This window comes from Streptomonospora sediminis, assembly GCF_054778995.1.
This window is the reverse complement of the sequence record NZ_BAAGYZ010000093.1, coordinates 19128-33357: the sequence shown is the minus strand read 5'-3', so window position 1 is coordinate 33357 and position 14230 is coordinate 19128. Positions and strand designations below refer to the sequence as shown.

The 14230-nt window shown below is 72.2% G+C and carries 9 protein-coding genes; 2 read left to right on the top strand and 7 right to left on the bottom strand.

Annotated features, from left to right (window positions below; translation table 11 throughout):
• Positions 1–162: 162 nt before the first annotated feature.
• Genes ACYVD5_RS17930 through ACYVD5_RS17915 form a run of 4 tightly spaced genes read right to left on the bottom strand, consistent with a single transcriptional unit; the run spans position 163 to position 5606 of the window.
• Positions 163–1308 carry a cystathionine gamma-synthase gene (locus tag ACYVD5_RS17930; RefSeq protein WP_461002211.1) on the bottom strand — a complete coding sequence of 382 codons (1146 nt, stop codon included), beginning with the start codon at positions 1306–1308 and terminating at the stop codon, positions 163–165.
• 52 nt (positions 1309–1360) lie between these two features.
• Positions 1361–2473 carry a glycosyltransferase family 4 protein gene (locus ACYVD5_RS17925; protein WP_461002210.1) on the bottom strand — a complete coding sequence of 371 codons (1113 nt, stop codon included), beginning with the start codon at positions 2471–2473 and terminating at the stop codon, positions 1361–1363.
• A 5-nt stretch (positions 2474–2478) separates the two neighbouring features.
• On the bottom strand, positions 2479–3399 hold the full coding sequence (locus ACYVD5_RS17920) for a glycosyltransferase family 2 protein (protein WP_461002217.1): 921 nt from the start codon (positions 3397–3399) through the stop codon (positions 2479–2481).
• A 47-nt stretch (positions 3400–3446) separates the two neighbouring features.
• Positions 3447–5606 carry a hypothetical protein gene (locus ACYVD5_RS17915; protein ID WP_461002209.1) on the bottom strand — a complete coding sequence of 720 codons (2160 nt, stop codon included), beginning with the start codon at positions 5604–5606 and terminating at the stop codon, positions 3447–3449.
• A gap of 322 nt (positions 5607–5928) precedes the next feature.
• On the opposite strand from ACYVD5_RS17915, the gene ACYVD5_RS17910 reads away from it, so the two are divergent.
• Positions 5929–6777 carry a TIGR03089 family protein gene (locus tag ACYVD5_RS17910; protein WP_461002208.1) on the top strand — a complete coding sequence of 283 codons (849 nt, stop codon included), beginning with the start codon at positions 5929–5931 and terminating at the stop codon, positions 6775–6777.
• Between the two features lie 104 nt (positions 6778–6881).
• On the top strand, positions 6882–8246 hold the full coding sequence (locus tag ACYVD5_RS17905; RefSeq protein ID WP_461002207.1) for an LCP family protein: 1365 nt from the start codon (positions 6882–6884) through the stop codon (positions 8244–8246).
• 516 nt (positions 8247–8762) lie between these two features.
• On the opposite strand, the gene ACYVD5_RS17900 is transcribed toward ACYVD5_RS17905, so the two are convergent.
• From ACYVD5_RS17900 to wecB, 3 genes are all read right to left on the bottom strand, one after another.
• Positions 8763–10889, bottom strand: a complete 2127-nt coding sequence (locus ACYVD5_RS17900) for a glycosyltransferase (RefSeq protein ID WP_461002216.1) — start codon at positions 10887–10889, stop codon at positions 8763–8765.
• A gap of 303 nt (positions 10890–11192) precedes the next feature.
• Positions 11193–12971 (bottom strand): hypothetical protein, encoded by a 1779-nt coding sequence (locus ACYVD5_RS17895; RefSeq protein WP_461002206.1) that lies wholly within the window; start codon positions 12969–12971, stop codon positions 11193–11195.
• Between the two features lie 47 nt (positions 12972–13018).
• Positions 13019–14125, bottom strand: a complete 1107-nt coding sequence (gene wecB, locus ACYVD5_RS17890; protein ID WP_461002215.1) for a non-hydrolyzing UDP-N-acetylglucosamine 2-epimerase — start codon at positions 14123–14125, stop codon at positions 13019–13021.
• Between the last annotated feature and the right edge of the window lie 105 nt (positions 14126–14230).

The window sequence follows — 14230 nt, the reverse complement described above, 5'->3', positions numbered from 1 at the left end:
CTGTTTCAACCGCTGTGCGGGGCGTGTCGGCTGTTACCAACGTCCCGGGACATCACACCTAGCCACTGGCCGTGGCCGCCGCGCCGCCGCGCGCCTTGCGCTGCGGCGCGCAGGCGGGCGCATGCGTGCGCCCGCCCCGCACCCTGCGCAGCCGCGCGGCGGCTACTGCTCCAGTGCACCGACCAGGTCGGCGACCAGGTCGTCGGCCGATTCGATGCCCACCGACAACCGCACGAGATCGGCCGGAACCTCCAAGGGCGAACCCGCGGCCGACGCGTGGGTCATCCGGCCGGGGTGCTCGATCAGCGACTCCACACCGCCCAGCGACTCGCCCAGCGTGAACACCCGCGTCCGGTCGCACACCTTCAGCGCGGCCTCCTCTCCCCCGCGGGCGCGGAAGGACACCATCCCGCCGTAGGCGCGCATCTGCCGTTCGGCCGTCTTGTGCCCGGCGTGCTCGGCCAGCCCCGGATAGTACACCTCGCCGACGGCCGGATGCCGCAGCAGCGCGTCGACGATCCGCTCGGCATTGGCGCAGTGCCGGTCCATGCGCACGCCCAGCGTCTTGACCCCGCGCAGCGTCAGCCAGGCGTCGAAGGGGCCGGCGACCGCGCCCATGGTGTTCTGGTGGAACGCCAGCTGGTGGCCGAGATCGGGATCGCTGACGACCAGCGCGCCGCCGACCACGTCGGAGTGCCCGCCCAGGTACTTGGTGGTGGAGTGGACGACCACGTCGGCGCCCAGGGTGAGCGGGCGCTGCAGGTAGGGCGAGGCAAAGGTGTTGTCGACCACGAGCAGCGCCCCGTTGTCGTGGGCCACTCCGGCCAGCGCCTCGATGTCGGTGATGGTCAGCAGCGGGTTGGTGGGGGTCTCGGCCCAGATCGCCACGGTCTCGGGCCGTATGGCGCTCCGTACGGCGCCGGGGTCGGACTGGGGGACGGCCTCCCACTGCACGCCCCAGCGCTCCAGCACCTTGGCGAAGAGGCGGTAGGTGCCGCCGTAGGCATCGGAGGGGATGATCACGTGGTCGCCGGGCTTGGCGACGGTGCGCAGCAAGGTGTCCTCGGCCGCCATCCCCGAGGCGAAGGCCAGCCCGCGGATGCCCGACTCCAGCGCGGCCAGGCACTCTTCGAGCGCACCGCGGGTGGGGTTGGCGGAGCGGGAGTATTCGTAGCCGCTGCGCAGCCCGCCGACACCGTCCTGGGCGTAGGTGCTGGTCTGGTAAATGGGGACAACGACCGCGCCGGTCTCGGCGTCGGCCTCCTGACCGGCGTGGATGGCCAGAGTCTCGAACCCGTCGAACGTCATGGGCCTCACACTAACGGGCCGGTCGCGTGGCCGGCCGCCGCTTCCGCGGCCATCACTCCCCGGTGAGTTCCTTGATGTAGGCGTCCCAGAGCGGTTCGGGGTCGGCCGGGCGCACCGCGGCGCGCAGCCGTTCGGCCGTACCCGGGGCGTAGAACCGGCGCAGGGCGTCGGCGAGGCCGGCGGTGTCGCCGGGTTCGCACAGCAGGCCGTCGATCCCTTCGGCCACCGCCTCGCCCAGCGCGCCTGCGCGGGTGGCGATCACCGGAAGGCCGTGTTCGTGGGCCAGCCACACGTTCTGCGTGGCCGTGGCCGTGCGGTAGGGCAGCACAACCGCGTCGGACCCGCCGAACAGCTCGGGCAGCTGCGCGGCGGGAACGTAGCCCTCGCGGAAGTCGACCCGGTCGGCGATTCCGAGTTCGGCCGCCAGGTCGCGCAGCGGCTGCGCGCCGCCCCAGAACTCGCCGGCGACGGTCAGCCCGACGTCGGCGGGCGCTCCCCGCGCAAAGGCGCGCAGCAGCACGTCGACGCCCTTGTAGGGGCGGACGATGCCGAAGAACAGCAGGTTGCGCCGCAGGCCGACCGCCGCTGGGCGAAGCGAGCCGGGCGGGCGGGCGGCGGTTCCGGGGCTTTCGGGCAGGTGCGGCGGCAGCGGCGACCAGCGCACCGGGACCGCCCGGCCCGCGAGCGCACCGGCCAGTTCGGCCTGTTCGGGCGAGTGCGCCAGGACCGCGCCCACGCGGCGCAGCAGCGCCCGCATCAAACTGGTGTCGCTGGGGCGGCGCTCGTGCGGCAGCACGTTGTGGCACAGTGCCAGCGTGCGCGCCCGGGCGCCGACGCCGGAGAGGATGGCCAGGTAGGGCACCGCTTGGGCGGGGATGAGCACGGTGACCACGACCAGGTCGGCCGCGGCGCCCATGCGGCGGCCGGCCCGCAGCCAGCCCAGCGGCCGGTTCCAGTAGAGGTCGCGGCGGGTGTCGCCGAACGGTTCGCCCTCGGGGGCATCGACGGTCTGCCGGCCGGGGTAGAGCAGCGCGGGGTATTGGGCGCCCCAGGACTCGATGGCGACCCGGTGCCCGCGCGCGGTGAGCCGGTGGGCGAGTTCGGTGGTGTGCCGGGCGCCGCCGCCCTTGTAGGGGTGGGCGGGGCCGACGATGCTGATGCGCACGGCCGTCAGGTCCCGTCCCGCGAGCGGACGATGAGGTCGGCCAGCAGCGCCATGGCCGCCACGATCAGCCCGCTGGTCAGCAGCATGATCGTGTTGTTGGGGATGTAGAGGGGTTCGCGCACCTGGTCGAAGACGAACTTGGCCGAGCCCACGCCCAGCAGCCACAGCGCGAGCGGCATCAGCACCTTGAGCGGGTTGAAGTACATGACCATCCGCAGCACCTGCAGCAGGTAGCGGTAGGCGTCGCTCACGAAGTGGAACTTGGAGGTGCCCGACCGCTTGGCGTAGTCGATCGGGATGTAGTGGACGGGGTGCTGGTTGGACAGGAACGCCAGCGTGAGCGTTGTGACGCAGGAGAACCCGGGCGGTAGCAGGCGCAGGTAGGGCAGCGACACGTCGCGGCGGAAGGCGCGCAGCCCGGAGTTGAGATCGGGGATGCGGGTATTGGTCAGCCGTTCGGCGAGCTTGCGGATCAGCCACTTCATGGGCACCCGCAGCAGGCGGTGCGTACCGGCCTCGTTGTTGCGTGCGCCGACGACCTGGTCGATGTCGGGGTTGGCGGTGAGCAGGTCGACCAGTTCGGGGATGCGCTCGTTGGGGTAGGTGAGGTCGGTGTCGGTCCACACGACGATCCGCCCGCGGGCGCGCTGGGTGCCGATGCGGCGCACGGTGCCCGCGCCGCCGTTGTGGCCGAACGCCATCACCCGCAGGTGCGGGAAGAGCGGTTCGGCCTCGCGCAGCAGCGCCAGCGTGTCGTCGGTGGAGGCGTCGTCGACGGCCAGCACCTCATAGGAGTGGTCGGAGGCGTCCATTGCGGCGCAGACGCGCTCGACCTCCTTTATGACATGGTCCTGCTCGTTGAAGCAGGGCAGCACGATCGTGACATAGGGCGCCGGCTCGGGCTCGCCGTCGTGGTTGGCAGACATCTCGCTCACGGTGGGGTTCAGGATAGCCGCGCGTGCGCACGGCCGGGTCAGGGCACCACGGCGATCCACACGTTGCCGTCGAAGACCCATCCGCCCGACGGGGGATGCATCAGCGTGCTCGGGTCCTGTTCGGTGTTGACGTCGAACGGGTGGCGCACCGGGGTGCCCTTGGGGACATGAGGGGTGAGGTGGCGCGCTTCGGAAGCGGCGAGCACGGGAGTGCGGCCGCGCGCCTCGATCTTGTCGATAATACGTGCGACGGCGCGTTCGGGTTCGGCCGTGGACAGGCCGGCGGTGGGCACGCCGCACATGCCGCGGACGAGCGGCATGTAGCCGCCGTAGAGGCCGTCGACCATGATCACGCTGGCGTCCTGCGGGAGGGCGCGGCACAGTTGGCGCGTCGCCGCGACGCTGCCCACGTCGGAGCGGTAGGTCATCACTCCGGCCGCGGTGACCGCCGTGGGTACCAGCAGCACGCCGATGCCCACCGCGGCGGCGGCCGCGGCCAGGCCCCGGCCGAGCCGCGGCCTGGACTCCGGCGACTCGGCGGCGAGCCTGCGCGCCAGCCAGGCGGTGAACCATACCGCGAACAGGATGAACGCGGGCAGTACCAGCACGATCAGCCGGCGGCTGGCCCACGGGTGGTCGGGGGTGATGGCGGGCCGCAGCAAGGTGGTGGCCACGGTCCAGGACAGCACCATCGCCGGCAGCACCCACTGCGGTTCCCGGCGCTGCAGGATGCGCCGCGCGAGCAGTGCCGCTCCGAAGGTGGCCAGCAGCACGGTGCTCAGACCGACATACCAGCCCACCCAGTACAGGCTCATCTCGTAGTAGGTGCGGTCGGGGTTGAACACCAGGCCCTCGATCTGCTGCACCTGGCCGATGTAGGAGGCTGTTGCCTCGTCGCCGTGCCCGAGATCGGTGTAGAACAGCGGGCGCAGCGCCAGCCCCGCCATCACCGCGACCACGGCGAAGGCGGCGGCCGCGGGCAGCCAGCGCGGCCGGTCGCCGCGCGGCAGCCCGCGCCGCCACAGCAGTGCGACGGCCAGCGCCACCGCGGTCACCGCGGCCGCGCAGATCACGAGCAGCGGCATCAGCGAGCCGCTCCACAGGTGCGCCAGGTAGGGCTGCGAGAGCCCGAGGCCGGCCGCGGTACCGTAGCCCGCCCCCAGCACCAGGCCGCCCAGCAGCGGCAGTGCCTGGCCGCGCCGGGCGACCAGCAGCAACCCGGCAAATGCCACGACCGGTAGGACGTCGCGCAGCGCGTCGATGCGCACGACCAAGCCCAGCCCGAAGGCGAGCCCGGCGGCCCCCGCCAGCGCGTGCCAGCGGCCCCAGGCGCCGCCCATTGCGGTGCGGTGGGTCAGCGCGTCGAAGGCCAGCACCAGCGCGCCCAGCAGCAGTACCTGGGCGACCGGTTCGCTGTAGGTGGAGCGGCTGATCCACTGCTGGGTCTGGCACACGGCCAGCAGCAGCGCCCCGGCGGGCGCCCAGCGGACGCCGACGAGGCGGGCGGTCAGCCCGCCGAAGGTGAGCACCCCCAGCGCGCCGATGATCGGCGGGGTCACCAGCATGCCGGTCACCCCGCCCAGCCAGTGGCCCACGGCATAGACCAGCGGCGCTCCGGCGAGGAACTGCGGCCAGATGGAGTTGCCGACCTCGTAGAAGGCCAGGCTGCCGTAGACCAGTGCCGGGTCGTCGCCGGCGATCAGGCCGCGCTGCTGTGGGATGGGCAGATAGCCGTGCTGGGCGATCCACGCGGTGAACTGCGCATAGGAGGCGGGGTCGCGGCGGATCACCAGGATCTCGGAGTGGTAGCCGAGCTGCACCGCGGCAAAGGCGGCCGCGATCGCCGCGGTCAGCGCGAGCGGCCACCAGGCCCACCGGCCGCCGCTCCGCTCGGGACCGGCGGCGCCGTCCGGGCGGCCGTCCGAACGGCGGCCACCGGTCCCGACGATGTGATCAATATCACTGATGTTTATGTCAACCTGACCGTGCTTCCGGCCGTCCGGAACCGCGAGTGCGGGGACCCACCGGAAGACCGCCAGCAGCCCCAGCACCACCGCCGGCACCCCCAGCAGCGCCCCGGTGAGAGGAGTGAACACCCCGGCCACGAGCAGCGGGAATGCCGCGAGGAGCCACGCTGACAGCACAACGGCCGGCGCCGCCGTGACCCGGGCGAACAGGCGTGCGGAGGACGATCCCATGAGGGCACTTTCTCAGCTTCGGACGTCTTCCCGGACTAAATGGCCTGCTGACCCGCGGGCCATGTGCAACGGCGCCCGGCGGCGCTGCGGCGGGCCAGCGCCCGGTCCGCGTACCGGTGCGTGCCGTCGGCAGAGCCGCGCTGCAAAGGCGGAGCCCTTCCGGCGCCGGGTAATCGGCACACTTGCCCCATGAGTAACATGTGGCGCGGCGCCCGGAGATCTTGCGCACCCGCTGCCACCCCCGAGCGGCTCTCCCCCGGTGCCGGCGGGCGCCGGTGCCGATGCCGGTACTCCAGTCCTCCGTGAACGGAAGGGGCCTCCTGTGGCCGCAGCAACCCCGCTGGACCTGTGGCGGTCCGCTGTCGCGGCGGATCCCGCCCGGCCGTTCGTCACCGCCTACGACGAGGCCACCGGCGGACGCGTGGAACTGTCCTACGCCACGTTCGACAACTGGGTCGCCAAGACCTCGAACATGCTCGTCGACGGGCTCGGCGCCGAACCGGGCGACCGTGTCGGCCTGGCCCTGCCGGTGTCCTGGCAGAGCCTGGTATGGCTGGTGGCCTGCTTCTCGACCGGCACGACCGCGGTGGTCGGCGGCCCGGGCCAAGTACCCGCCTGCGATATCGCCGTTGCCGACAGCGACCGCCTCGCGGCGGCGCTCGGCACCGATGCGCGCGAAGTCGTGGGCACCTCGCTCCACCCGCTGGGCGCGCCCTTGGCCGAGTGCCCGCCTGCGGCGCTGGACTACGGTGTCGAGGTCCGCGGCTACGGCGACCGATTCGACCCCGTACAGGTCGACGCCGCGGCCCCGGCGTTCGAGGTCCCGGCCGCTGCCGCAGGCGGCAGCGACCTCTTGGGCACCGAAATTACGGCCGCGGCATATTCCGGCGCCGAGCTGACCGAAACCGCCCAGCGTCGGCTGGCCCAGTGGGGGCTGACATCCGCTGACCGCGTGGCTATCATCACCTCTGCACCGGATTCTCTCGCCTCTCTGGGATCCCAACTGGCCCTGCTGCTCGGGCCGGTGGCCGGAGCGCTACCTCTCGTCCTCCTCCCAGCCGGTGATTCGGCTAACCTGCAACCGCGGCTCGACATGGAGCGTGTCACGGCGATAGCCGGTGCGTGGCCCGGCACCCCCGCCCCCGCCGAGGCACTCAAGCCGCTGACCTGACCCCTCCCCTCATTTGGTGCCACATGTCCGGAAAACGCTCGTCCCGAGGCTCCCCAAAGGGCCGCGCGGCACGGAAGGGCCTGTCCATAGGCGGCTGGATCGCAGTGCTCACGACCGCGGTCGTGATCGGTTCCAGCCTCACCGCCTACGCCGCTTACTACGACATCTACGGCAACATCGACCAGCAGAACGTCAACACCGACGCGTTCGGTGACCGGCCCAGCAGGGTCGAGGGCGCGCTGAACATCATGGTGATCGGTTCGGACATCCGCACCGGTGAGAACGCCAAGTACGGCGAGGCCGAAGGCGAGCGCCCCGACTCGCTGATCATCGCGCACATCTCCCCCAACAACGGCCGCGCAACACTGATCAACCTGCCGCGCGACCTGCTGGTCGACCTGCCCGCCTGCGAGGCCAGCGGCGACAAGTCCGGCATGGCGGCCCAGCGCGCGATGATCAACACCCCCATGTCGCTGGGCGGCGTCCAGTGCCAGTGGAAGGCCGTCGAAAGCATCACCGGCATCCACATCGACCACTTCGTCAGCGTCGACTTCACCGGCTTCAAGGGCATCGTCAACTCCCTCGGCGGCGTCCGGATGTGCATCCCCGAGCCGATCGACGACGACAAGGCCAAGCTCCACCTGGAGGCCGGCGACCAGGTCCTCAAGGGCGAGCAGGCGCTGGGCTACATGCGTTCGCGCTACGGCCAGGGCGACGGTACCGACCTCAGCCGGATCAAGCGGCAACAGGAGTTCCTCGGCGCGATGCTCAACCAGGTCATGGCTGGCAAGATCCTGACCAGCCCGACCAACCTGACCGGTTTCCTCAGCTCGGTCACCGAGACCATGACCACCGACGACGAGCTGACGCTGGATGCCATGACCGACATCGCCATCGCGATGCGCGAGGTCGACCTCGGCAATATCAACTTCGTCACCGCTCCCAACGGGCAGGCGCCCGACGACCCCAACCGCCTCGCGCTCACCCAGCCCGCGGCCTCGGAACTGTTCAACGCCGTGAGCAAGGACCAGCGCATCGGCGGCGAGGACAGCGGCGGCAAGGGCGGCGGTGGCGGCGGCCAGGAGAAGAAGGAGGAGAAGGTCGAACCCTCCGAAATCTCCGTGGAGGTGCTCAACGGCATGGGCACACCCGGCATGGCCGACCAGGTCGGCCAGTGGCTGACCACCGAGGGCTTCCAGGTCGCCAACACCGGCAACGCGCTGCAGGCCCCCGCCCAGAGCACGGTGCTCTACGGCCCCGGCAAGAAGGCGCACGCCCAGGCCATCGCCGACGAGTCGGTCAACGCCACCATCGAGGAGAACCCCAACCTCGGCGACACCGTCCAGCTCGTCCTCGCCCAGGACTGGAACGGCTTCACCAGCACCGCCGGCGAGAGCGGCGGCTCCTCCAGCGGCGCCGGCGGCGTCGACACCACCACGGCGGCCGAGGCGAAGCAGCAGTGCTCGTAGGCGCTACCGGGCTACGGGCGCGACCGGCGCGGTCGCGCCCGTAGCAACAGCGGACCATGCAGAACGGCGCGGGCCGGACCGGAGATCCCTGGTCCGGCCCGCGCCGTTAGGGTCCGTTGTGCGGCCTTGCCCGCGGCCGGGCGACGGGCGGTCTGCGCAGGAAAGCGGCAGCGAGGGTCGCGGCGGGGTTCCCGGGTGGATGCGGGTGGCCCTCCGTGCCCGGGTGGCGCGTCGGCGGCTCAGACCCACTGTGCGGCCTTGCCCGCGGCCGACCCACGGGCGGCCTGGACGGGAAAAGCAGCAGCGACGGCCGCGGGCGGCTGGGGCGGGCGTTCACAGGTCCGACCCGCAGGCGGCGGGCCACCCGGCACTGACGACCATGCAGAAATGCCGGGATCCGGCGCCGGATCCCGGCATTTCTGCATGGTCGTTGCCGGACATTACCCCGAAACCCCCGCATAACGGACACGAACCCGCCCACCCGGGCGGTCGCGGTGACCGCGACCGCCCGCCGGCTCAGGCCCGCACTACTCCCGCGGGGTCCTGCGGCTCGGGGACCTTGCCGTGGACCAGCAGGTCGGTCCACATGTCGCACACCCGGCGCAGCGAGTAGTTCGCGGTGATCTCGGCCTTGGCGGCGCTGCGGGCGGCGTCGAAGCGGCCTTCGGAGACGATGGCGTGGATGCCCTCAGCCATCTCGGCGGGGCTGTCGTGCAGCCAGCGCCCGGAGTAGATGGTGTCGGCACCCGGCCAGCTCAGCACCGCGGGGACCCCGCCCGAGGCCGCGCACTCGGCCGGCGCGAGGTGGAAGCTCTCGTCGTCGCTGGTCGAGAGCATGAACCCGACCCGGCGCAGCCAGGTGGCGACGTCAGGGCCGAAGGGGTCGAAGACCAAGCCCTCCGCCAGCACCGGATCGCGCTGGACGGTGCGGTAGGTGCGCTCGTAGTACTCGCGCTCCTCGGGCCGGTTCCACACCCACCAGTAGTCCCAGGGCTGCTTGGACTTGACCGCGAGCGTGTAGCGGGGGTCGCGGCGGCGGAGCTCGCCGAGGACCTCGATACCGCGGTCGATCCGCTTGCGCGACGGGGCGATGCCGACCATGCCGAGCGTGTACTCCGACCCGGGCAGCTTGGGCCGGTCGAGCTGCTCGACGTCGACCCAGTTGGGCAGGACGACCACCTTGTCCGCGGGCCAGCCGACGAGTTCGCGGGTGAGCGAGGCGTAGTAGGGGCTGACACACACCACCGCGTCGATCTTTTCGATGTCGAGCTTGCGCGGCCATTCGGCGTAGAGCTCGAAGCGGTGCAGGCGCACGACCAGCCGCTGGTCTGCGCGCTTGTGTTCGGCGTAGAACAGCGCGTTGGGGCCGCACCACTCGCAGATGACCACGTCGGCCCAGGCCGCCAGCTCCTTGCTGCGGTACTGGTCGTGGTTGCGCAGCGCCTCCCACTCGTCCAGGCGCACATCCAACCCGGGCAGCGACATGAGGTACTCCGCCAGCCGGGTGAAGAACTTCAGGTCGTGCCCTGCGATGACCACCTTGAGCGGCCGCGCCGGGTCGGTGCCGGAGGGCGGCGGCGGGCACGCGAGGTCGAGGTAGCCCCGCAGCCGCTCGGCGGCGCGCTCCAGGCTGAAGCCCTCGGATGCCGCGCGGCAGCGCTCGGCCGCCTCGCGGTAGATGTCGGGGTCGGCCGCCAGGGTCAGCGTGTCGGCCACCGAGTCGACGTCGCCGCCGGCATACAGCGGATAGTCGGTGCCCAGCAGCCGCTCGTGCATGGGGGTGCGGTTGACCACGACCGGCAGCCCGAGCGCGCCCAGTTCCAGCACCTTGGTGGACAGCTCCAGGCTGGCGTCCATCTCGGGGTCGCGCCAGGACAGGCCGATGTCGCAGTCGGCCGACAGCCGCAGCGCCTCGGCCCGCGGCTTGCCGCCGTGCCAGACCAGGCCCTCGGTACTCTCCAGCGCCTTGCTCATGCTGCGCGCCCACTCCGGGGAGTCGCGGTGCACCTTGTCGCCGATCATGTGCAGTTCGGCGGGCACACCGCGCTCGGCCAGGGCGGCGGGCAGCTGGGCCATCTCCAGCGTGTTCCACCGCGGCGCGAACTTGCCGGTGTAGACGAGTTTCAGCGGCTCCTGCGGCGCGCCGGAGCCGATCGCGTCGTCGGGGGTGATGACCACGGGCGGGAAGAGCACGCTCTTGCCGCACGCGGCCGGCACCGCGGTCTCCAGGAAGCCGCGCAGTTCCTCGGTCTGGCACAGCAGGAACCGCGACGCCACGGCGATGTCGGAGATCTCCGACACGGAGGTGGCGTTCATCTCGGCCACGGTCTGCGGCACGTCGGTGAGGTAGGTCCACAACCGGCCCGAGAGCTGCTCGTGCTGCGCGGCGGCGATCGCGAGCTTGCGGCCGCGCACCACGACGAGGTCAAAGCGGTCCTCGGAGTCGAGCCGGGCCATCAGCTCAACGGCCTGGTCGGGTGTCAGGCCGCGGTCGCCGGCCTCGGGAACCAGGCGCTCCTCGTGCGGCCGCCGGACGGTAACACCGGCGACGGAGGTCAGCGGGGCCACGAGCCGGTCGGTGGTCACGGGCGCCTTGAGCAGCAGAGTGGCCTCGCACCCGGCCGCGGCCAGGCCCTGGGTCATGGACTGCGCCCAGATCGCCGAGCCATCGATGATGTTGAGGTCGACGTCGCCGTAGACGAGGGCGCGCAGCCTCCTCGGCCGCTCGCTCGCCGCGCCGCCGGTGCGGTCGGCCCCGAGGCCTCCGGCGTCGCCGACTCCGCTCGCTCGCTCGCGTTCGCGAGGATGGTTGGTCACGTGCTTCCCTTCATTCCGATCCTCCGGGCCGCGCCCGCGTGGACGCCGTCCCGGCCTGCCCGGATCCCCCGGAGTCCGGTCGCCGACCGGCCGATGCGCTGACGGCGGTGTGCGTTGGGTGGGCCGGCATCAGCCGGCGCTGGGCGTGGTCCGGGCGTGGTCGGAGGAGTGTGCCTCGCCGGTGCCGCGCAGCGGCCCGAGGGCGAGTAGGCGCGCTCCGTGCCTGTTCCACACACCCGGCTGCAGTGCGCGGCCGACGAGCTCCCTGCGGGCCAGCTCCGGCACGATCGCACTAACGAAAACATACTCCTGCTCGGCGACCGCGTGGTCGACCGCGTCGCTTGGGTCGCCATCGGGCGAGGCCTCCGACCGCCAGGCCGGAACCGCGGGCCCCACTGCGTCGGCGCCGGAGCACTCCGCGGCGCAGAGCAGGTCGGCGAGGTAGTGCTCGCCGGAAGGGGCACGCCACAGCGCCGTCCACGGCGCCGTGGCCGCCTGGGCCAGCAGGGCCCAGTCGGCGGGTGCGGGCCCGCTATCGGCTCCGTTGCCGGACACGGTACCCGCGGCGGTGCGCAGCGGGACGCCGTGCGTGCGCATCCGCTCTATGCCGGCCAGGTGCGCCGCGTGCTCGGGCACCACGACCTCGGCGGGCGGGTGCGACTGGCCGAGGACGTCGCCGGCCAGAGCGAGGCTGGTGGCGTCGTCGGCGGGCATGGCCAGCAGCGCGGTCTCGCGGGTCTTCAGCGGCAGCGACGAGCTGCCCGAGCCGGGTGCGAGCCCGAGGCGGCCGAAGATCTCGGCCAGGCGCACCGGTGTGGCGTCGGTGAGGAACACCGAGCGCAGTACCAGGCGCAGTTCCTCGGGGGTGAGCGGCCCGGCCTCGCGCAGCTTGGCGAGTTCGTCGGCGGCGGCGGTGGAACGCAGCGCAGCGGCGTCGGTGGCGACCGTGCGAACGGCGCCCGACCCCTGGCCGTCGGGTCCGGAGCGGTCGAGCCGACCCAGCAGCAGGGTGCGTGCGCCGCACGCCAGCGCGCGGTCGGCCAGCGCGGAGTCGTCGACGACCGCGCCCGACACCGAGCGGAGGCGAGCGGGCAGGTCCTCCCAGGCGTCCTCGATCCGCCGCATGCCGTCCTGGGCGAGCCGTTCGACCAGCCGGTCCACGACGACACCGCCGGGGGCGGGCGAGGGGACGTGGGCGGGGTCGGGGTCGCGCTCGGGTTCGGCGGCGACGGGGTTGAAGCGGTGCAGCGGCACGCCGGTGTCGCCGTGGTGGACGTGGGAGAAGTCCAGCGCCGCGAGCCCGGGCGGGGCCGGGGCGTCCTGGATGAGGACGGTGGGCACGCCGCGGGCCTCGGCGGTCTCGACCACCCAGTTGAGGACACGTGTGCGGTCGCTGACCGCGGGGTCGCCGGCGTGGGCCCACAGGGAGCCGGGCGCGGTGGCCGAAGCCGATACGCAGACGATGTCGACGTCGACGCTCTCGAAGGCCGCCTGGGCGTCCTGGGGCCGCAGCGGCACCACGCGCACGTAGGGTTCCAGCGCCGCGCGGACGTCGGGGGCGAGTACGCCCGCGACGACCAGCCGGTTGTCGTGCACGCCCATGGCGCCCGAGAGCAGCCGCGCCTCTTCCCGCTCGGCGTCGAAGGAGCGCCCCGGTTCGGCCTTGCGCCCCCGGCCGGTGCGCGGCTGGGTGCTGCCGGACTTGCGCCAGAGGCGCCACAGGTCGCGCGGCAGCCGTACGAGGCCGCGGGCGGGCCGTTTGGCGGCGGAGGTCAGGGCGCGGCCCACTTGCAGGGATGTGGACCCTTCGAGCGCCGCCAGTCGTGCCTTGGCCTCCTGGAGTTGGGCTTCCCGCTCGGAGAGCGCCTGCCGCAGCTGTTCGGTGTGGCTCAGTTCACGCCGTTTCACGGAGTACTTCCTGCCTTGCGAGGTTGAGGGATCCGGTCGGGCACCGCTCAGGCACCCCGGCTCGCGCCCGCCACCGGTGCGCCGAACATCTGGCCGGCGAGGATGGTGGCGATGCGTTCGCCCGCGTGCCCGTCCCACAGCGGCGGGACATCGGCGACCGAAGCGGCGCCGAAGCGCTCGCCGGCGAGGATCTTGGAGACCAGGCCGGGCAGTTCGGAGTCGACGACGAGCCGGTTGCTGCCGTGGGTGATGGTGACGGGCCGCTCGGTGTTGGGGCGCAGAGTCAGGCACGGGACGCGCAGGATGGTGGTTTCCTCCTGCACGCCGCCGGAGTCGGTGACCACGGCGGCCGAAGCTCGCACCAAGGTGACGAAGTCGATGTAGCCCAGCGGGTCCAGCAGGTGCACGCGCGGGTGTTCGCCCAGCCCGGCGCCTGTCAGGGCGGCGCGTCCGCGCGGGTGCACCGGCATGACCACGTCGATCTGGTCGGCGACCTCGTGCAGGCGCGCCACCAGGCGGGCGACGACCTCGGGGTCATCGACGTTGGCGGGGCGGTGCAGGGTCGCGGCGACGTAGGTATCGGGCAGCTGCAGGTTTTCGCGCAGCGCGGCGGTGTCGAACCGGTCGAGGTTGCCCAGCAGGGTGTCGATCATCGGGTTGCCGACCAGGTGGATGCGGTCGGCGGACACGCCCTCGGCGGCGAGGTGGCCGATCGCCTCGGGGCTGGTGGCAAAGCACAGGTCGGAGAGCTGGTCGGTGACGCGGCGGTTGACCTCTTCGGGCATCGACCAGTCGAAGGAGCGCAGCCCGGCCTCGACGTGGGCGACGGGGATGTGCAGCTTCGCGGCGACCAGGCCGGCGGCGAGGGTGGAGTTGACGTCGCCGTACACGACCACAAGGCCCGGTGAACGAGAGATGAACTCTTCTTCCAGGCCGGTCATCAGCGCCGCGGTCTGCTGGGCGTGCGAACCCGAGCCCACTCCGAGGTCGACATCGGGGCGGGGCAGCCCGAGCTCGCGGAAGAAGACAGCCGACATCCGGTCGTCGTAGTGCTGGCCGGTGTGCACCACCGACTGGCGGATACCGCGCTCCTTCAGCGCGGCGACGACCGGCGCGGCTTTGACGAAGTTCGGCCGCGCGCCGACGATGTGCACTACCTCGCCGGAACCCGCCGCACCGCCGTAACCTGGGGAAACCGCATCGGCCACGCGCTCGGGGTTGTCCGCGCCGCCTGCGCGGCCGGTCCCTGCGCCATCGGC

What these genes read in the sequence shown, in the direction of transcription:
- ACYVD5_RS17930 (WP_461002211.1), bottom strand. Translation starts at nt 1,308, where the DNA reads ATGACGTTCGACGGGTTCGAGACTCTGGCCATCCACGCCGGTCAGGAG.
- ACYVD5_RS17920 (WP_461002217.1), bottom strand. Translation starts at nt 3,399, where the DNA reads ATGTCTGCCAACCACGACGGCGAGCCCGAGCCGGCGCCCTATGTCACG.
- ACYVD5_RS17915 (WP_461002209.1), bottom strand. Translation starts at nt 5,606, where the DNA reads ATGGGATCGTCCTCCGCACGCCTGTTCGCCCGGGTCACGGCGGCGCCG.
- ACYVD5_RS17900 (WP_461002216.1), bottom strand. Translation starts at nt 10,889, where the DNA reads ATGACCCAGGGCCTGGCCGCGGCCGGGTGCGAGGCCACTCTGCTGCTC.